The following is a 19,585-nucleotide window of genomic DNA, read 5'->3' as shown; positions in this document are numbered from 1 at the left end:
GATTTGATCCAACATCCGAAGATAGTAATTACTACAAAGCCCCCCCACTTCCCCCACCACAAGCTGACCCAAGCGTACCAATCCTCGTTAAACCAGATCCCGAATGCAGGCATAAATGCCAACCATGTCAATCCGAGGCCAAGCGGCCAAAATGTGCGCAGGCCAAACCTAGTAGCCAGGCCAACGAGGTACAGCAGGCCCCAAGCAAGTAGTAAATTCCATAGCACACTGCTTCCGGTTTCTACGTCCAGGTGTAAAAACTGCGAGAACTTCAGTACGGCTACACAAATGGCTATTACTACCGCAACGAGCACTGCTCCAAACAGCGGTAATCTCTCCGATCCTCCACGCTGACTCATCATCCCCCCTTGTTTCTCTCGACTTAGATGAAGTCAGAATGCCTGCACAACTCAGATCGGCGCAACCGAACTCACTGTACTTTTGCAGTGCCCCTCTGAGGTGCGATGCAAATTTACATTGAGGTCTAGCGGTAGTGCATTGCAGAAATCTCCGCCACGAGCTACGGCATACAGCATCTCTTGAGTTTGCTACCGCTTCCGCACGGACATAGATCGTTGCGTCCGACCTTCTGCGAGCGCGCCGAGCTTGCGAAACTCCTGAGCTCTGAAGCGACTGGAATTCCCTTCTTCATACCCTTCGTAAGTTGCTCCATTTTTTCTGACGGCGACCAAGGGAAATCCAGCGTCACCCCAAATTGAATATCGCCTTTGGGGTTTAACGACACACCGAACCATGTTTGGGCACGCTGCGCATACTTGCGCTTTTCACAGTGAAATCCGAGCGTTGCTACAGCCTCCGGTGATGGTACTGGGTTGCAATGGAAGCAGACTCCAGTGACGCCGCCTTTGAGGCCGAGACTAAAGTCATGACGGTGTCCGTCAAATTGAGCCTGCTTAGTGATGACCTCAAGGCCTTGGTGCACGTTTCGACTGGAATCTTCACTCATGGAGAGCAGCATGAAACCAAGCTCAAGCGTCGCGGGATCCGCCTGCTCTTCAACTTGGGCGATGAGCCGCTCATAAAAGGTTCCAGCCATTCGGGTAAGAATCCCGGGAGGTGTTCGTTCGCCGGCAATGCCTTCCCTGCGCACCGTCATGGCAGTATCAAGGTCGACCGCAATCGAGTCTTCGAGCATGACTATGTCGTAATTGTCATCAAGCCATAGGTTGCGGCTCAGATGGTAGGCCAGCGCCGTGAGCTCATGGCTCAAAGATATTTGCTCAACAACGGCTACCCGCATACGGATGTAACTCAATAGCCGCAGTGGTGTAGACAGCATTTCGGTCATCGCATCGAGTAGGAACACATCCATTACGAACGGCGTTCGAATGACGTCGGTGGTTTGGTACTTCAAGTACTGACGCGCTTGGAATGCTAAAGCTGGGTAGTGATCAGAGACAATACAGAACAGATAGACCTCTTTGACTGCCTGAGGCAGCGAGACTTCGTGTCCTTGGTCATTTTCCAAACGGCACCCACCCGCCACAATGGTGTTGGCACATTCCCACCCTTGGTCGTAGGCTTTTTGAATGGCGGCTGCGAAGTCAGACCTCAGTTGCCCATCGTTCCCCTTGCGCGCCTCCAGCGTTAATTTTTTTGCCTTCGCCTGAACGATTATGATGCGGTCACCGAAGACCACCAGCACATCGGCTTCTCCGACGATATCCTTTCCCTGATAAAGGTTGACATTCGTATGGACGTTCGAATGTCCAAAGACTGCTGCCAGCCTGCTTGCAGAATACTTCTCTGTGAACACGCCGCGATTCGCCATAGCAGTCGGCCTGTATCCTTTATCTGCCCACATCCAGTAAAAGGGAGACTCGTACAGTGCTTCGTAAATGGCGTAATGCTGGAAGAGCAAAACAGTTCCCCGACCAGTTGGTATCAGCGGCGTCGCTGCGACCGAGTTAAAATCCCCGATGGCCTTGAATTGGCTGTTGTCGCTCGTCATCGTGAAGGTATTCAGAAACGCTTCAACAACCCGCAGGTCTTCACCGCTACGATGCGCGATTTCATCAGGGGAATACTCGAAGACAGGTAGCCAAGTTTCAGACGTCAGCTTTGCCGCTTTGACCTTGGCAAACATCTGAGTGGACCGAACGTCCATCAGCACACACATAGCTCGGGCTATGGTCTGAGCTTGGGTAATGGAGAATCCCACGTTCTCTGTCAGCCATACGTCATCGGCACCATACTTTTCAGGAAGCAGGTCACGGTACTGGAAGCTATACGCAGACTCGGCACCATAGAAAATTGGCTCACGCATAACCTCCCCATGCCAGATGTCGTCCGCTTTTTTGCCAGCATGTTGGGGCGACATAAATGCGGTATGCATCGGACGGGCCAAGGCGCGATGCAGCTCTTCCATCAGCTCATCGGTACGCGCCACATAGGTTTTAACAGTGTCAGCTGATGGTATCGATGTATCCAGTCGCTGGCGCATCATTAGACCGATCAGTGTGGTGACCTCAGTCCTAATGAGGCGGCTGTAACCGAACATCTGCCCCATATCGGACGATTTCAGTTCCTTGCTGTAAATCACCAGGTTGTCGCGATGACAAATTTGCGCAATGGCATGGACGTAGCCCGGCGAAGCCGTTAGCTTCGCTAAATCGGCAAAAACTTCACCCTCGCTTCGTGCGTTCGACTCCATAACATTCCCTCCTTGTCGTCGCCAGTTTGGCGCCAATTGCCTAATTTGACTCACGGCTACACATTCTGCGTAAAACAGCGAAGCGGCAGTCGCAAAACTAACGGCAGGATATGGCTGAGCGCAGCCCTATGACGAGCGCACGCCTTGAGGTCAACAGCGGCCGACTTACACTTCTTGCCTCTGCTGTTGCGCACTAGTGAGATGACGTGGGAATTGACAAGCACTGGCAGCACAAAAAAGAACTTTAGCCCAAGAATCTATTTCCTGCTGCACCCTAGCACCTGGCCTGCCAACGTGGATCCCATCATCAATGGGGGCCTCTCGGCACATGATCAGGCACTTGACCACTCTCTCCCTGCTCGCGCTTGTCGCCAGCTGCACGACTCAAAATGCGGACTCGCCCAAACCGGCGTTCGACAGCAGCCGCAACCCCGACATGCTAGCTCCGGATCTATATCCGAGCGGCGCGGTTCCCGAAAAAGAACCGGTGGTGCGCTATGGTCGCTATACCTTGGTCAGCACTCAGCCGGACTCAGGTCAGCGCGACCTGATGGCCCAGATCATCGATGTCAGTATCCCGGCGAATATGCACCCCAGCGTGCGCGACGCCATGCAGTATGTCGTGGATCGTTCGGGCTACTCCCTTTGCTCCCCCGCCACTGGCCACGTCAACATTCTGTACACACGGCCATTGCCAGCAGCGCAGTACAAGCTCGGCCCAATGACCTTGCGCAATACGTTGCAGGTTCTTGCCGGCCCTGCCTGGCAGGTGAAGGTTGATGAAGTAAACCGCCAGGTTTGTTATGTCTTGCGCCCGGGCTATCAACTGCCGGATCCGCCTCGCCCTTCGACGACATTGCTCGCCAAGCAAAATACTGATCAGCCCGTCGTCCCGAAGCATTCTTCACAAACACCTGCCAGCAACGACTCTGGCAGTGCTGTGACAGTTGCTGCTGTCCCCACTCCACCGAGTATCACAACAACACCTGCTCCGGTAACCACGCCTCCCATTAGCAGCCCCGTAGCAAAACCTGTTCCCCCCCCAGTGGCACCCGCCAAGGATGGCCCCTCAACGCCAAGTAACCCGACAACAGTTGTGCCGGCGTCCGCTTCGCAAAAACCGCTCGAATCAACCACACCAACTCACGTCGTGACCGCTGCAACGCGCTCTGTTCCAGATAACCGTGAGCGCGCACCTGCACCCACCCCGCAGCCCACCTACTGGACTGCGGCGGTTGGCAGCACCCTGCATCAGACCATCACGGATTGGTGCAAACGAGCCGGGTGGCAATTGATCTGGTCCCAGGAAGACTTGGACTACCCGATCGAGGCCCCCCTGAGTTTCAAAGGCACTTTCGCTGAAGCGATTGCCCAGATTTTCCCGCTGTACGACAGCGCCAAACGCAGCTTCGTCGTAGATGGCAATTCAGGCCAGGGGCAGACGATCCTTTATGTATCTGAGAGGAAGAAATGATGAAGTCATTCTTCAAGATGAGCAGCATGGTCATCGCCTTGTTTCTTTGTACCAGCTGCTCCTTACAACGTGTTACTGAATCGTCCAATCGGGCCGAAAGAGACGGCGCCGAAGCCTCTCAATACGCTGCTATCGCGAGGAACCAGCAACCAGAGCCTCAACGCGAAACGGTGGTATTCAGCAACAAGCCGTGGGTTTCAACCCAACCTGTTGTCGCCAAACGTGGCCTGCCCTCTGCGTTGGACTGTGAGAAAAGTTACAGACCTGCCGGAAGCGTCAGCATCAACGACGTGGCGCAGTTCATCACCAACGAGTGCGGCATCGCCGTACTCGTCTCGCCCGACGCAATTAATCCTGGCCTGAATGCCGCGACTTCAACCGTAAACCAGGCGCCTTCAGGTCCTGCAACCGTATCCAGTCCAAACCCTGACAGTCTCGCGGGGTTATTTCCACCAGGTGTAGTTCCTGGATCAAACCCTATAGGGGGTGCAAACACCCGCGGCATCGATCTATTGGGTTTTACCTCTCCAAACACAGTTAGTGGCATCAAATTCAACGGGCGAATTTCTGCACTGCTGGACCTCATAACTTCTCGGCTTGGCCTTTCGTGGCACTACTCACCAGTGGAGCGTGCAGTACGTATCAACTACTTCGAAACCAAGGTATTCGACGTCTACGCCTTCGGTGACAAACAAGAAATCGAAACCACGGTGAAGTCGGGCATGACTACCACCACGGGTACTGGATCTGGCACCAACGGCGGATCCAGCTCAGCCTCTGGAGCGAGCGGGGAATCCGGTAGCAATCAGAGCACAAAGGTCACCCTCAACACCTCAATCATTACCGACATCCAAAACAACGTCCAAGCCATGTTGAGCCATTCACCACCGGGTCGACTCTACTTGGCACCGTCCACCGGCACCCTCACCGTTACTGACCGTCCGGACGTGTTAGCTCGCATAGAGGCTTATCTCAACAAGACGAACACCGATATCACCCGCCAGGTGCTGTTCAACGTGAAGGTGTTCGAAGTCACGTTGACCGACAAAGACCAACTAGGTCTGAACTGGTCAGCCGTCTACAAATCCCTCTCCAGCAAATGGGGTTTCTCCCTAAGCAACACAGTCTCAGGTATCAGCAGCAATGCCGTATCCGGTTCGGTTGGCATCGTCGACACCGCCAATTCGGCTTGGGCCGGGTCAACGGCCATCATTCAAGCACTTGCAGAACAGGGGCGAGTTTCCAATGTGCGGTCTCCATCGGTGACCACACTCAATCTTCAACCGGCCCCCATTCAGATTGGCAACGTGAAGGGCTACATCCCTTCGAGCACCACCTCAAGCACTGCATCGGTTGGCACGACCACGTCTCTGAACGCGGGAACAATCACATCGGGGTTCAACATGACTCTGCTACCACGCGTGACGGAGAACAATGACCTCCTGGTGATGATCTCCATCAACATGAGTTCAAAACCAACCTTCACGACCTTCACCAGCAACGGCTCCAGTGCACAAACCGCCGATTACGACACGAAAGGCCTGAGCCCTAAGGTCAAGTTACGGAGTGGGCAGACTCTGATCCTGTCGGGGTTTGATGAGATGAGTGAAGACGCCACGAAAAGTGGCGTAGGCAGCCCAAGCTTCTTTGGACTCGGCGGTGCTCAAACACGGACCTCGACCCACAATGTCCTGGTTGTGCTGATCACTCCAATCCTGTTGGGACAGGCTGCGAATGACGAAATTTTCGGGCGCATCGCTATGTTGTCGTCAGCCGTCGCTCCGTGGGTTGCATAAGCCATGGCTATCACGGCACCCCCTGCCACATCGGCAAAGGTCCAGATCCTTTCCTACCACGGCAACTCGTTCGTTACAGGACTGCTCTGGCATCCGCTGGGCAGCCTCACAGGCTACATGCGCGAGGCTCGTCAGTTTGGTCGCGAAGAGAAAATGGATATCGTTGCCATTCGACGCACCGAATCGATCATTCAAGCAGGCTTCGTATCTCGCAGTGCCGGTGCCGTCAAAGGCATGTACTCGCTCGCCTCAGCGCTAGCCGGCCAGTTAGGGGAATCTTGGATCGCTGCATGGAGGGTTTCACTGGACGAGGACCGCTACGCTCTCGTGGCTGTCTATGAAGGCGCCGTCATTCCAGGCAGTGACCTAGTCGGTACCGGCGATGAAATTAAACGCAAGGTCGCTCAGCTACTCGGGCGATCAATCAGTTTTGAAGATACTTATCTGCCTCTGGAGTTTGAACGGGGAGGCAAGCCACTGGATGTTGATGAGCTACTTCATCCGCGAAACCTGCGTCGGGAGTATCGACTACGGCCTCTTGCCTTTGGCCTCTCCAATGGTGAGATCGCTCGATTGTCGGTAATAGGGACCTTGGTCCTAATAACTTTGATCGGGTGGCAGCAATGGGGAGCACATAAAGCACGTCTTGCACGGGAAGCAGCTATCGCAGCGGAGCAGCAGCGTCTGGCTGAGCTTGAGGCATTGAACGCACGTGCAAAACAAGAACAAACGCTTCAAGCCTTGGAGCATGCATGGGCCAAACGGCCTAGCGTGGCCGAGTTCATCGCCGGCTGTAACGGATCCATCGACAGCATTCCGCTAAGCATTTCAGGCTGGGTATTCACCTCCGCACAATGCGATGGGGATCTGGTGTCCGCAACGTTCAAACGTACCGGAAACAGTACCGCTCGCGGATTCATCGCTGCTTCACGCGCCCACTTTGCTGATGAGCCAGCCTTCTTTGACGAGGGCAACAGCGCCGCACTGAAAATTAGCCTCAAATTGAATCTCGCCGGTGATGAATCGCTAGTTGAGTCGAGCCAGGCGCTGGCTCTTCTCACGTCCTGGTTGCATGGACAAAACCTGGAGCCAACGATCAAAGAACTACCAGTCCAAGTACCGCAGCCACCAGCCCTACCGGGCGAACCGACACCGCCAGCACCACCCCCACCTGAATGGAAGCATTTCGAACTGCAATACAGCAGTTCTTTGCCCCCCTCCATTGTCCTGCGCGGCGTACCAGAGACAGGCCTTCGCCTACGCGAGATCAAGACACAACTGCAGAGCGACCACCTGACCTGGTCGGTGATAGGAGACCTCTATGCGAAATAACTACCTGCTTCTGTCTGTGCTGTTGTCCCTAGCCAGCCCCCCTGGCTTGAGCCTGGCCAACGAAAGTTCGACAGCGAACACCGCTGGCATCAGCGTGGGTGAACTGTCGGCTGTGCAAAGCGAAACGTTCTTGTACAAAGCCAAGGGCGAGCGGGCCAAGGCCATTCGCTCCATCGATGGGGACAATCCTCAGACTACCCCAGCGAATACCTCTGCCTATCAACCACGGCCTTTGATCACTGAACCCATCCCACGTAGCTCGAGCGCAGGAGAAATGCTGCCGGTGGTCAAGATGGTTTCGGGATCCAGTCGAGCTCTTCGAGCCACGCTGCTGTACAGCGGAGGTTACGAGGTGGACGCACAGGTTGGCGGTCCCGACCTGCCAGGGGGTTACAAGGTAGCCAGCATTAGCCTCGACAGTGTCGTCGTTTCTCGCGGAGGAAAGCGCTATCCATTGGGGTTTTCCAACATCGCCCCCTCGGCAAGCTTCACCAGTATGACCAACCATATCCCAGTAAGCGGCTTGCCGGAGATGCCAATGGGGCAGCCGGCGCCGGTCATGTTACCTGGTCAACCTTGAGGATCCTTTGTCATGAACGATCTATCTCAGCTGCAGACCGAACCTGCTGAAACCACAAATGAGCTCATGCAAGAAAGCGCCGTCATACAGCCCATTGCATCGCCAACGCGAGAGACACTTCCAGCCAATCAGCTGACTGAGTCCGAATCCTTTATCAGCGCTGGCCAAGTCCTGACTGCTGCCGGGGGGCTCTGGGAAGTTAAGCCCGAACTGCGACAGCTCTGTGCGCTGACCGACTCTGGGCTGCTCTATGTCTCAGCCCAGCACCTTACGGATCATTTCGTAATGGCATTTATGGATCGTCTGGAGCGTGCTGACGTTGCCTTCGAAGTGAAGTCCTCCAGCATGAGCGAGATCCAGGCGCTCTACCAAGCGCAGTCGCTGGAAGCAGACTCACCGGCCTCTGCATCAAACAGCACACAGCGTCAGCTGGAAGTCATTTCCCTTATGGGCCGTGCCCATAAAGCCGGTGCAAGTGACATTCACTTTGTGGTTGGCCACGAAATCACACGCATCTTTTTCCGAATTCATGGCCTGCTCTCTGATGCTGGGGAGATCCCTAGCTCCAAAGGCATAGAACTATGCTCAGCGCTCTACAACAGCATGTGCGACGTTGCCAAGGAACACTACCAACCGGAGATCAGCCAGGACGCTCGCGTCAGCCGCAAATTCGTCGATCAATTAGGGCTGTTCGGCGCGCGGGTTTCCACACGACCGCTGGTCGACGGACCACTGATGGTGTTGCGACTACTGTCCGACGACAAATCAAAACAGACCATGGAGGATCTGGGCTTCCTGCCAGTGCAGATCGCCCAAATCAAACGTCTGTGTCGTTTACCTTATGGCGTCAACTTCATCACTGGTCCGACCGGCTCCGGCAAGTCAAAGACCCTACAGGTCAATCTGAACCTTCTGGCCAAGGAAACTCGGGGCACCCGGCACATCCTGACCGTAGAGGATCCACCCGAGTACCCACTGCTGGCCAACCAATCTCCCAAAGGAAGTAATGAGACCTGGGAACAGGCCATCGCCAATTCGATGCGCCTGGATCCGGACATCCTCATGTACGGCGAGGTCCGTGACCTTGCATCCTGCATTGCAGCCTTCACAGGCGGTCTGACCGGACACTTGGTTCTATCGACCTTGCACACCAACAACGCAGTCGCCTCCATCCAGCGCGTAGTCGACATGGGCATGGACATCAGCCTGGTCTGCGATCCAGCTCTACTGACTGGGGTGGTCAACCAATCACTCCTCCCCGTGCTTTGCCAGCATTGCCGTAAACCTGCAAAAGACCATGTACATGACTTAGAGCCAGACCTCGTTGCTCGCCTGCAGCAGCACACCAATATTCAAGACGTGTATCTCCTTGGAGATGGATGCGAATTTTGCAGGATGCTTGGCGTAACAACCCGGACGGTGGTGGCCGAAGTCCTCATTAGTACGCATGGTTTTATGAGGATCTTCCGTAGCCATGGTGCAGGGGAGGCTCGCAACTACTGGGTAAATGAAATGGGGGGAATCACCAAGACTGCCCACACCCTGGAGAAAGTGCGCGGAGGTCTGATCGACCCACGGATGGCGGAAACCATCGTGGGTCCACTCGACTTCGACAGCTACATTCTGGAGAAGAAGCATGCAGGGTAGCCTCGCAGACCGGTGGTCGGCACTGTCTGAGACCTGGTACAGCAAGCAGTTCGGAGGCAAAGAGCGTATCCAATTCTACGAGAGCATGGTCGCCTTGTTGGAAAACGGGGTGGGCATCAATGATGCGTTGAAAGAGGTCGGTGACGTCTACAGCGACGGCGGTAAGCAACCCAATCACCCCATCGCTTTGGCCTGTTCTGCGATTGGCTTGAGTGTGAGAAACGGCAAGAAGCTGGCGGCAGCATGCCAAGCCTGGATGCCTTATCAGGAAGTGGCGATTATCGGCGCCGGCGAAAAGTCGGGCAACCTGCTCCAGGCTTGCTTTGACTGCGTCCGAATCATCGAGGCCAGGCAAAAAATCACATCGCTGGTGCTGTCGGCTTCACTCTACCCTTCGCTGCTCTGGGGGTTGATGGCCTACTTGCTGCACATCGTCGCCACCAAAATGGTCCCGGCAATGGCTCGCCGATCTGATCCTGAGTCATGGTCCGGGATCCCTGCCTTGTTGTATGCGATCGCAAACTTCGTCAATCACTGGGGCCTGGTGACGTTGATCTGCATCGTACTGTTCGTCATCTCGTCGATTGTGACCTTGCCGTACTTCACTGGATCGATAAGGGTTTGGCTGGAGCGCTTTCCTCCATGGTCGATCTACAAGGCCCTGCACGGATCAACCTTCCTACTCAATATCTCGGTGATGTTGCGCTCGAACGTCAATCAGGTCGACGCGTTGGACGCCTTGAAACTAAATGCCAAACCCTGGCTCCGTGAACGCATGACTGCTGCCCGCTATGGCGTGCGCATGGGCAAAAACTTCGGTGTTGCTCTGCATCTTGCAGGTCATCAGTTCCCAGATAAGCAGGCCGTCCAATTTCTCTGCGTTCTGGCAACCCGCAAGGGCTTCTCCGAGGCGATACATCGCTTCAGCAACCGATGGCTCGATAACACGCTCAAGCGTGTTGAGCGCTACACAAAAAGTTTCTTGTTGGCGTCATCCATCGCGATAGGCGTGCTGATGATCCTGGTATTGATCGGGACATACAGCATGCAAGGCGACGTCACCCACACGATTCAACGTTGATCTCCAGTGAGGTATTTCACCATGCAACAACACGCTCGCTCCAAACATGGCCAAGGCGGTTTCATTGACCTGTCGATGCTCTTCGTTTTGATCTGTATCGCCATTGGTATCGGCTATGCCATCTACAACGGCGGCACCCTACTCGGCAGTTCCGATGTCAGTAACGAGCAGTCGAACATCGGACAGTTGATCGCCAACACCCGCAAGCTCAAGGGTAGCAACGGGTACGGGACTTCCGGTACCAGCCTGGTTCCTCAGCTCGTGACCAGCAAAGGTCTACCCAACATGAGTGTTTCCGGAAATACGCTCTACAACGCCTGGAACGGAACGGTCACCGTCGCTTCCGGCGGCATGACCTTCATCCTCACCGAGAATGGCTTGCCAGGAGATGCATGCATGACGCTCGCGACCAAAATCAGCCGCGGTCAGAAGGTATCCACATCCATCAATGGTGGATCTGCGACCACTGGAGAAGTGTCGTCAGCAACAGCTGCCGCCAGCTGCACCGACACAAACAGCAATACCCTGGCCTGGACCGTGTTCTAAGGAGCGTGCATGAGCCGGATCACTGATACAGATTTCGTTGACCTCTATCTGGGAGAGGGCTTCAGCGACGTCAAAGGTCTCTACGGCGTTGAGACAAAAAAAATCGAGGCACCGAGTGAGTGGGCAGACGACCTCATTCGTTTAAGAGCCCTATGCTCAGCTCACTTTGCCGAGTTTCAGGATCCGGAGTTCTCGCTGATCGAGGACGGTGTCGTGTTACGCGTCACGCAGGTCGTGGATGCCTTCGGAAAGGAAGTATTCGCGATATCTAAAGCGAAACCGACAATCCGACCATTTGATTTACTCGGTTTCCCTACCGAGTTGGCCAACAACCTTCTGGATGATGCAGCCAGAGGTCTAGTGATCTTCTGCGGTGAGATGGGTACCGGCAAAACATCAAGCGCAGCCTCGCTGGTAGTTGCTCGACTGCAGGCTTGTGGCGGAATTGCGTTGGCCATGGAGGATCCACAAGAAACAAACCTCAATGGCATCCATGGTCAGGGCCGTTGTATTCAGATGCAGGTTTCCCGACGAACTGGTGGGTATGAGGAAGCATTACTTCGGGCGCTGCGCACCCGTGCCGACCTGCTATTTATGGGGGAAATTCGCGATAGCCGCACCGCTGCCCAGGCAGTGCATGGCTCCATTAACGGCCACTTTATCGTCACTACTTCCCATTCCGGATCAGCCTCACAGGCCATCGAGCGTATTGCCGCATTGGCTCAGCCAGAAATAAGTAACGCCCGGGAAATCCTGGCTCAAGGCCTATTGGCCATTATCTGCCAGACCCTAGAAAAGAACGGTTCGCAAAAAACCCTCAAGGTCAAAAGCCTACTCTTCACAGGCGAGGACGGCCCCGGAATTCGCGAAAAAATTCGAACCGGTCACATACAACAAGTCGACCAGGACGTGGAGAACCAGTCTCAGAGGAGCCTTTGGGGATGAAACCAAAAACACACCCCCACCCCCATCAGGGTGGTTTTATCGCAGTGGAGTTTCTGTTCGCAATCATTGCCTTCATCCTGCTGAGTGCGATCGGCGCCAGTCTTCTTGCAAGCCGGATGGACTCACAGAACTATACGATTGCTGCCCAGCAACAACAGGCTGTCGCAGATGCCGCAGCGAAGTATCTCAAAGACAATTTCAGCGCTGTGCTGGCATCGGCCACCCCGACCGTACCCGCTCAAATCACTCTAACGATGCTGCGCAATACCAACTATTTGCCGAGCGGTTTCGGCGACACCAACGCTTTCGGTCAGAACTTCCTTGTGCTCGCGCGCAGCCCTGCTCCCAACCAGCTTGAGTCAATCGTCATTACCACGGGTGGGGAGACGATTGATGAGATCGGCACCCGTGAGATTGCTGAGAATCTTGGAGGAACTGGAGGATTCATCCCCACCAGCAACACTGACATCGTCCAAGGAGTTCGAGGCGGATGGCAGATTGCTCTCAGCAACTACGGTATGAACCCAGGTGTTGGGCACACGGCGAGCGCTCTTTTCCTGCAGGACGGCTCACTCGCCAATGACTACCTCTATCGAAACGCTATCCCCGGCAAGCCTGAGCTCAACCGAATGAATACTGCGCTGGACATGGGTAACAATAACGTCAACAACGCTGCAAACGTCACCGCGTCTGGAACCGTTACTGCCGGAGGCAACGTCAACGCGACGGGCAATGTCAATGCAACCTCGATTAACGCCAGTGCAAACGTCACCGGCGCGACGGCCAAGATCTCGGGAGAGACATACACTGGCAACTGGTTCCGTACTCAAGGTGACAGTGGCTGGTACAGCGAGAAATGGGGAGGTGGCTGGTATATGTCTGATGCCAGCTGGATCCGAGCTTATGGCAATAAAAATGTGTACACCCCTGGGCAGCTGCGCGGAGGTACAGTCTCCTCAGAAGGCCGCGCTGAGGTGGGTGAATATCTGCAACTTGACGGTGTTGCTACAGCAAACACTCCATGCTCACCCAACGGTTTGGTCGGTCGCAATGCCGCTGGGCTTACACTTTCTTGCCAAGATAGCTTGTGGAAAATGTCAGGTATTGCCAATATCGAGTGGGCTAGGCAATACAGGTACATTACTGAAGCTGAGTTACCTGCACTTATCGAAGTTTGGGCTGCTTGCCCAGCCGGAAAAAAAGTACTCTCCGGAGGATGCAACTTCAATGGATACGCTACACAAGTCGACTTTGACTCATCACACCCAGAGGTAGACATGCAATCTTGGAAGTGCGGAATGAAGGTAGGGACACTGTACTCTTACGTTTGGTTCACTGGCATTGAAGCGACTGCTTTCTGCGCGAATTTCTAACGAGCTCTGCATCCACCACATTAGGAGAACCAAGTGAAGTTCATTTCCTACGCACAGAATTTCGAAGACATAAGACTGTGGCGAGCATTGAAATTTTTCGAAAATGGATTTTACATTGACGTTGGTGCAAATGACCCCTCCGTTGACTCTGTAACTCGTGCATTTTATGAGCGCGGCTGGACTGGTATAAACATTGAGCCTGTCCAGGCATTTCACAACTCACTTTCTCAGCAAAGACCTAAAGATATAAACCTTCAATGTGCTGCTGGCGACACGGATGATGAAGTGCGTACTTTTTTCGACATTCCAGGGACTGGGCTCTCGACGATGGTTGCCACAATCGCCGAAGAACATAAGGAGTCTGGCCGCGAAGTTCAGAGCACATCCGTCAGGTCCAGAACGCTGACATCCATTTGCGAAGAGCATGTTAAAGGCGACATTCACTTTCTCAAGATTGATGTTGAAGGCCACGAGGAGTCTGTACTAAAGGGCATAGACCTTGAAAAGTGGCGACCTTGGATAATCCTGGTAGAAACTCCATTCAATAGAGACCAACCTTGGGAAAAAATCATAACCGATGCGTCTTATCGCCCTATTCTTTTCGACGGACTTAATACCTTCTACTTAGCAGAAGAGCATCTAAATCTAGCAGGAGCCTTTGAAACACCCCCAAGCTATCTGGATGACTTCCATCTATGTTACGGCCACAGCTATAGCTTCCCCATCCACCATCCTGACAACACGCTAGCGATGGAAAAAGAACGCGCCGACAGAGCCGAATCCGAACTAAACGCAATCAAACAAAGTAGAAGCTGGCGTGCAATTCAGCATCTAAGATCCCTTCTAGCCAGATAGCCACCATACTTATGAAACTTCTCAGCCCAGATTTAATAGCGATACGCCCTTACAGGCTAGGCTGATATTATGCCTCTATACTGGATCATCTTATTAGTAACTGGTATCACATTAAGCGTTCTGGGCGACTTGACGCAGAGATCGGAAGAAAGCGCCCTTCGTGCTGACGCATCGGCAATTGCTCACAACCTGATTGTTTACCGTAATGCACTAGCTGAATACGCACATAACAACTCGGAAATTACAGGTCTGGTACCTGACAACGCGCTATCACTGCCAGCCTGGTACGTTCATTTACCTGGTATCAATGGCTATGTTGCTTCAGGTGACAGCTTCACATTCTACGTGGCGCCACCTGCCGGTCTGGTGGCAAAACTAGCCGAGCTAACGAGTTCGTCAGCTGCCATTGGCTACGCATCTGCCGGACGATTGATCAGCTCCACCGAAGGCGCTACGGACATCGTGATCCCGGCAGCTATCCCAAATGGTGCAGCGGTGGCATACCGGTAACCTGCCTGAACCTGGACAATTTGTGCTCTATGGCAGCGAGGTACTCGTTGTGCCACAATATTGGCATTAACTGTTCCACCTCGCTGGCTACTGGCGGTCATCAGTAGCACCCGGTGATGTAGATTTACCTCATCACCTACCCCATAGCACGCGTAGCTCCGGGAAGGGCGTGCGGATCTGGTCGAGAATTCTCCCTGTGTCTCCCTGTTCAAAGCTAGACACGCAGCCGTCAACTCGTGAATTGCGAGTTCAAAGGCACATAGGGTTCTCTCGAGGTTCGAAGCACCGTAATCAAAGGGCCGCACTGGTGTTGCGGCCCATACTTTTTAAAGCTTACACAATAGGTAGCCTGATGATCTTGGAAAGGATCATCAGGCTACCTCTTGGTAGCCGCTTTTCTCTGCCGGTGGCCCGCCGGCGAAACGCAGGGCTCCTTTTGTGCGCGGATGCGTGCCTTAATGTTTGCTGGCCTCAGCCACGATAATTGGCCAGGTGATAATGAGACGTCCCGATCAATGCCCAGAGATCATTGACGCTTCAACTGTCACAGGTGGCATTCTTCTCTGAATAGTATTACCTACCCCCAGCCGAGAGTGACTGCTGACACAGTCACCCTCGGTAGCTCCTCCCCTCATTGCTTTCAGCCCCTATCAGCTCAATCAGTTTCTTTCTTGGCAATTTCAGCCAGCTCTGTTTCGCGTTTTGTTGCCAAAACGTCAGTCCCTCGATTTACTCGCAAACGTCCACGATGCCATGCCTGCAGTTCGTGATCACTCCGTGTATCGTGCCCTTTCATCAGTTTTCAGCGTTCTGTTTTGCTGTCCATTGGAAGGCAATCTTCAAATTCAATATTGATTTCAGCAACTCTGTTCTTTCCGATTGGACTTTCCGCCAGCTCGGACATCAACATACAGACCATTACTGACAGACTATTTGATGCCTTCAGTAGCTGCATTAGGAGCAAGATAGGGTAGCCCTTGCTGTGCCGGTTCACGGCATGGATACCGCCGTGGACAAACGAGTTCAAGGACTTCCATGAGTTCTGTTTGAACTCTTTGAGTTTAGCGAGTGTTTGCTTAAGTGCCTTGCCCTCCAGCTCGTCTAACATTGCAGCAGGCGTTGGCATCTTTTGAGCCTTTACCATGCCCTCGTCGGACAGTTCGCTCATCAATAGCGCCACAGAGTCGGCATCGGCGACGTAGATCAGCCACATTCCCCGAACGAATGCTTCGAACTGAAGTCGGAGCAGGCCGGTCGCGGAGGTAAAATTTCCAGCGCCAATCAGCACCTTGACACTCTCCGCATGCTCAAATGCAATACTGCACATAATGCGGCTCGCTACCAACTTGTCTGGCTCATCAAACGGAGGTGGCAGGATGAACCCCTCAAGCCTTCGTTCAAGCTCGGCTGATCGGGCAAGGAGATTATTCAACGTCGGCACCATGGGACTCTCCAGTCTTTATTGCTAGATGCGGTAGTAATATGCTTTTGCAGTTGACTTCTGGTATTGGCTCATCTGTCAATCCCCTTTCGAAATCTTGTATTGATTTCTGACTCGGAAACTCCTCAACGGCATAAGAAATTAGTTTGCGAGCTTGTGTTTCACAACCGGATGAACGATGCAATTCAGCAATCCATAAAGTCAGTGCTGCACCAAGCAATGGTCCTGCATTTAGGCCATCTTTATGATACCGCTGAGAAATGTAGCTCCTCAGAAGTTCTTCACTTTTTCCAAGTCCCCATTCTGGCTTATCTCCCCCATTAAATAAATGAACCACCAAATGAGCAACGAGACTATCAATTGTCGGCTGATCAAAGCATTGCCAATAAGGCGTCAGAAATGAGCGAGCCTCTTCGCGCTCTTCAGAAGGAAGGTAATAAGAAAACAGTACATACAGGGTCAGCATTGGCATTTTTTGATCCAATTTTGCCAATGTCGGCACAAGCCCCCTTATTCTCTGCATAACAAGCCGCATATCTGTAACATGCCCAGGGGGTTCTACCATGCCATCGACTACCTGTGATAGAAAACCATTTAAAAACATGCGCGCAGTATGCTGAGAATAGCCATCGGGATTTCCAATCCAGTATTGGGGGGCCATCTGCATTATAACGGTGCCTGGATATTCCGATGTAAAATCAAATTTCTCCTTAGCAATTTTTTGTGACTGTTTTGTGAACGACAATATGACGTGACGGGCAATTCGCGCTAGACCATTGAAAGTTAACAAAGGGCGCGAATCGACAATTAGAATGTCTCCAAGCGTGGGCACCCTGACAAGGTTTTTCGGAAGTGGCTTGAGTGTGTGGATGTACTCAGAGCGTATGTCATATGCATTTTTTAATGCAATTTCTATGTCTGTGCGCCCTGCGGGCGATTGCCCCTCACACACGGTGCTCCTGAAAAAATCTGACTGCAAATAGTGTTTTGTGAATTCACAGAATCTTCTTTTTAGTGCGACATGTTCAGACTTAAGAATTGCCGCACGCACGGTATCTGATATTTCATTTGGCGCATCCTTCAACGCCTGGTCGACTGGTTTACGTTTCTGATCTGCAAGATCACTCCATTGCGGAGTAAACTCATCAAACTCTTGTGCCAGTGACTCAATGGAGGCAACCAATAATGCGTAAGCCAAGTCTAAATCGTCTGCCATCCTGTGCATGGCAGTTACATACCGGCGAACAGCGCGCATGACCCCAGAGTATCGCTTCCGCTCCAGCCCCATCAGTTCAACAATGAACAATTTTAGAGTATCTAAATCTTCCCCGCCATAATGAATACTGGCATCAAACATACGCGATACATAACCGCGCGGCAATGCATAGACTCCGAGAGGTGGGCGTTGCGCGGAAAGCAATCGCCTTGCCAAGTTATGATCCGGCGTACAAGTCACATTCATGCTGAACGATACCAAAGCCGCAAAGTCTTGGATCATCGTACTCTGACCACTCGCTGAAATAACGTCTCCAGGTAAAGGATCGCGATCTGGTTTAGGAAGCCGTTCAGTTACTTCACATGCAACAGTTTGGAAATCCTCCCATCTTGCAACAGGCAAAATATCACCAACAAATGTTGAAATGCGGTCATTGAAAAAACTGTAATTCGTATAAAACACCCCTCGATGTATGGTTTCATACATCTGTTCGGGGGCTGTCGTCTCATAAAATTTTCCGGTACTGATTTGTAGCATGAAAATACCTTATTCTGTCTTCTGGGATTAATCACGCACGTATAAGCAATTTGTCACCATCTTATAGCACTACTTGAGTACAGCACGTCCGCAACCTCCAGCAAGGCCAGCTCGGTGACGCGGATACCGATGGGGTGCGTGAGCCACAGGATCATTACGTCACGTTCAGGCAGACGGCCCGTGACGGATGCAATGCAGATCAGGTGTTTGAGTTGACAAGGACGAAGGGAAGTTGCATGGCAGGGGACCATAGAGAACTCTCTGTTAGGAGCGCTCGATCTGGAGAGAGCACGGAGCCTCCTGACTACATACAACCACCGATCTCCATTTTCCCGACTGTAGGTCCCTCCTTGCTTGACACTCCCCCTATTCGCCTTCGATGATAGGAACGTATTTTGCTGACGTCGTCAGCATCATGCCCAGGCAGTCAGGATCTTAAAAACTGCGACATGAGTTCATGTTGATCCACCCAAGGCCGCTAAGCTTCTGGTAGCGCGGCCGATCGACCTCTGTCGATAGAAGCACCTTACACAATACACCTCGCGGGGAATCACTTCCCCACCAGGGCCAGTGCTTTCTCCGCATCCCAACCTGCAGGAGAAACACAATGTCCACACTCAGCTATGGCATCGGTCACGCACTCGGCACTATTACTCGGGAATTTCTGCGTGCACTGAAGAAACCCCATGTCGCGCTTGAATCCCAACCCAAAGCAACACCTCACCGCCATCAACTCCCCCCGTGCCTACCGGCCGGTTTGGTTGATGAGATGTGCCACGTGCCAGCCATCGTTCGCTCTAAAGGCGTCGATCTGAATCACTGGTACAGCGTCAACACTCGCGAGATCCAAAAGCCTGCTCGCAAACGTCGCGTCAAAACGGCTAAAGCAGAAGGTCAAGTAATCCCAGGCCGCCTAGGCTCCCTGAATGACCTGATCTGCCCAGTCGACGCATCTGCTGTCTACTGAAGCAGCCTTACCAACCCCAGCAGGGATCCCTTCCCGCTGGGGAGGTTTCCCTGTCACGGTGGTTTTTTCTGTCGCTGGACTTGACAATTTTCAAAGGCATTTCCATTCTGTGTCCATGTATCGCTGACGTCGTCAGCAACATGCCCAAGTAGTCAGGATCCGTAAGACTACGATGCGTTTCAACGCATTGATCCACTCCCAAGACCGCCAAGCTTCCGGTAGCGCGGTCAGTCGACTCAGTCGATGGAAGCACTTTCCCCACCCCTGACGGGCCTCTCCCGTCTGGGCAGGCCTCTCTAAATTCTGGAGGTCTGATGAAAACCGAACTGGCTCTCTACCAAGCGTTGATCTCGATTAACGTTCCGGAACAGAAAGCTAACGCAGTCATTGATGCTCTGGAGAACGACATGCATTCGCTACTCGCTACCAAAGCTGACGTCACTGCTCTTCGTACTGACCTCGTCGCAGAGCTGAAGACAGGAATGTCTCAGCTTGAGGTCAAACTCACTATTCGCATGGGCGTCATGATGTCCGCAGCCGTCGGTGTTCTGATCGCTGCAATGAAGTTCGTGCACTAAGCAAAACTCATAAGCTCTACCACCCTCGCGGGG

General features: G+C 53.1%; 16 protein-coding genes. 13 read left to right on the top strand and 3 right to left on the bottom strand.

All coding sequences use genetic code 11. The features are described 5' to 3' along the window. Positions 1-520 precede the first annotated feature (520 nt). A complete protein-coding gene (locus tag FPT12_RS10185) occupies positions 521-2,674 on the bottom strand; it encodes a YecA family protein (RefSeq protein ID WP_145016154.1) in 2,154 nt (717 codons plus the stop codon). Between the two features lie 328 nt (positions 2,675-3,002). Between FPT12_RS10185 and FPT12_RS10180 the strand changes: the two genes are divergently transcribed. From FPT12_RS10180 to pilM, 11 genes are all read left to right on the top strand, one after another. Beyond that, a complete protein-coding gene (locus FPT12_RS10180) occupies positions 3,003-4,148 on the top strand; it encodes a TcpQ domain-containing protein (RefSeq protein WP_145016153.1) in 1,146 nt (381 codons plus the stop codon). Beyond that, a complete protein-coding gene (locus tag FPT12_RS10175) occupies positions 4,145-5,944 on the top strand; it encodes a PilN family type IVB pilus formation outer membrane protein (protein ID WP_145016152.1) in 1,800 nt (599 codons plus the stop codon). Before FPT12_RS10180 ends, FPT12_RS10175 begins: the two co-directional genes overlap by 4 nt. Before the next feature lie 3 nt (positions 5,945-5,947). Continuing rightward, positions 5,948-7,276, top strand: a complete 1,329-nt coding sequence (gene pilO2, locus FPT12_RS10170) for a type 4b pilus protein PilO2 (protein WP_145016151.1) — start codon at positions 5,948-5,950, stop codon at positions 7,274-7,276. Continuing rightward, the gene (gene pilP / locus FPT12_RS10165; RefSeq protein ID WP_145016150.1) at positions 7,266-7,856 is read left to right on the top strand and encodes a type IV pilus biogenesis protein PilP; all 591 of its coding nucleotides are present in this window, start codon (positions 7,266-7,268) and stop codon (positions 7,854-7,856) included. The genes pilO2 and pilP overlap by 11 nt, the downstream gene beginning before the upstream one ends. A 66-nt stretch (positions 7,857-7,922) precedes the next feature. After that, positions 7,923-9,503, top strand: coding sequence for a GspE/PulE family protein (locus tag FPT12_RS10160; protein WP_145016278.1), 1,581 nt, complete (start codon positions 7,923-7,925; stop codon positions 9,501-9,503). Then, positions 9,493-10,584, top strand: a complete 1,092-nt coding sequence (locus FPT12_RS10155; RefSeq protein WP_145016149.1) for a type II secretion system F family protein — start codon at positions 9,493-9,495, stop codon at positions 10,582-10,584. The genes FPT12_RS10160 and FPT12_RS10155 overlap by 11 nt, the downstream gene beginning before the upstream one ends. A 21-nt stretch (positions 10,585-10,605) precedes the next feature. Beyond that, positions 10,606-11,130 (top strand): type 4 pilus major pilin, encoded by a 525-nt coding sequence (locus tag FPT12_RS10150; protein ID WP_145016148.1) that lies wholly within the window; start codon positions 10,606-10,608, stop codon positions 11,128-11,130. A 9-nt stretch (positions 11,131-11,139) separates the two neighbouring features. After that, positions 11,140-12,075, top strand: a complete 936-nt coding sequence (locus FPT12_RS10145; RefSeq protein WP_145016147.1) for an ATPase, T2SS/T4P/T4SS family — start codon at positions 11,140-11,142, stop codon at positions 12,073-12,075. Continuing rightward, positions 12,072-13,448, top strand: coding sequence for a shufflon system plasmid conjugative transfer pilus tip adhesin PilV (gene pilV / locus FPT12_RS10140; RefSeq protein WP_145016146.1), 1,377 nt, complete (start codon positions 12,072-12,074; stop codon positions 13,446-13,448). The genes FPT12_RS10145 and pilV overlap by 4 nt, the downstream gene beginning before the upstream one ends. 33 nt (positions 13,449-13,481) lie before the next feature. Continuing rightward, entirely contained in the window at positions 13,482-14,303 is an 822-nt protein-coding gene (locus tag FPT12_RS10135; RefSeq protein ID WP_145016145.1) for an FkbM family methyltransferase, read from the top strand. A gap of 69 nt (positions 14,304-14,372) precedes the next feature. Next, a complete protein-coding gene (pilM, locus tag FPT12_RS10130) occupies positions 14,373-14,813 on the top strand; it encodes a type IV pilus biogenesis protein PilM (protein ID WP_145016144.1) in 441 nt (146 codons plus the stop codon). 802 nt (positions 14,814-15,615) lie between these two features. On the opposite strand, the gene FPT12_RS10125 is transcribed toward pilM, so the two are convergent. Both FPT12_RS10125 and FPT12_RS10120 read right to left on the bottom strand, forming a co-directional pair. Beyond that, positions 15,616-16,257 (bottom strand): hypothetical protein, encoded by a 642-nt coding sequence (locus FPT12_RS10125; protein ID WP_145016143.1) that lies wholly within the window; start codon positions 16,255-16,257, stop codon positions 15,616-15,618. Then, the gene (locus tag FPT12_RS10120; protein ID WP_145016142.1) at positions 16,238-18,007 is read right to left on the bottom strand and encodes a hypothetical protein; all 1,770 of its coding nucleotides are present in this window, start codon (positions 18,005-18,007) and stop codon (positions 16,238-16,240) included. Before FPT12_RS10120 ends, FPT12_RS10125 begins: the two co-directional genes overlap by 20 nt. Before the next feature lie 607 nt (positions 18,008-18,614). On the opposite strand from FPT12_RS10120, the gene FPT12_RS27640 reads away from it, so the two are divergent. Both FPT12_RS27640 and FPT12_RS10105 read left to right on the top strand, forming a co-directional pair. Continuing rightward, complete coding sequence (locus FPT12_RS27640) at positions 18,615-18,974, top strand: hypothetical protein (protein WP_178098703.1); 360 nt, start codon at positions 18,615-18,617, stop codon at positions 18,972-18,974. Between the two features lie 314 nt (positions 18,975-19,288). After that, positions 19,289-19,552: a hypothetical protein gene (locus tag FPT12_RS10105; protein ID WP_145016141.1), complete on the top strand. Its 264-nt coding sequence runs from the start codon at positions 19,289-19,291 to the stop codon at positions 19,550-19,552. Positions 19,553-19,585: the final 33 nt, after the last annotated feature.

Origin of the sequence: Pseudomonas sp. H3(2019) (assembly GCF_007713465.1) — a bacterium.
GTDB lineage: Bacteria > Pseudomonadota > Gammaproteobacteria > Pseudomonadales > Pseudomonadaceae > Aquipseudomonas.
Note: the sequence above shows the minus strand (reverse complement) of the source record. Positions and strands in the feature narration are given on the sequence as shown.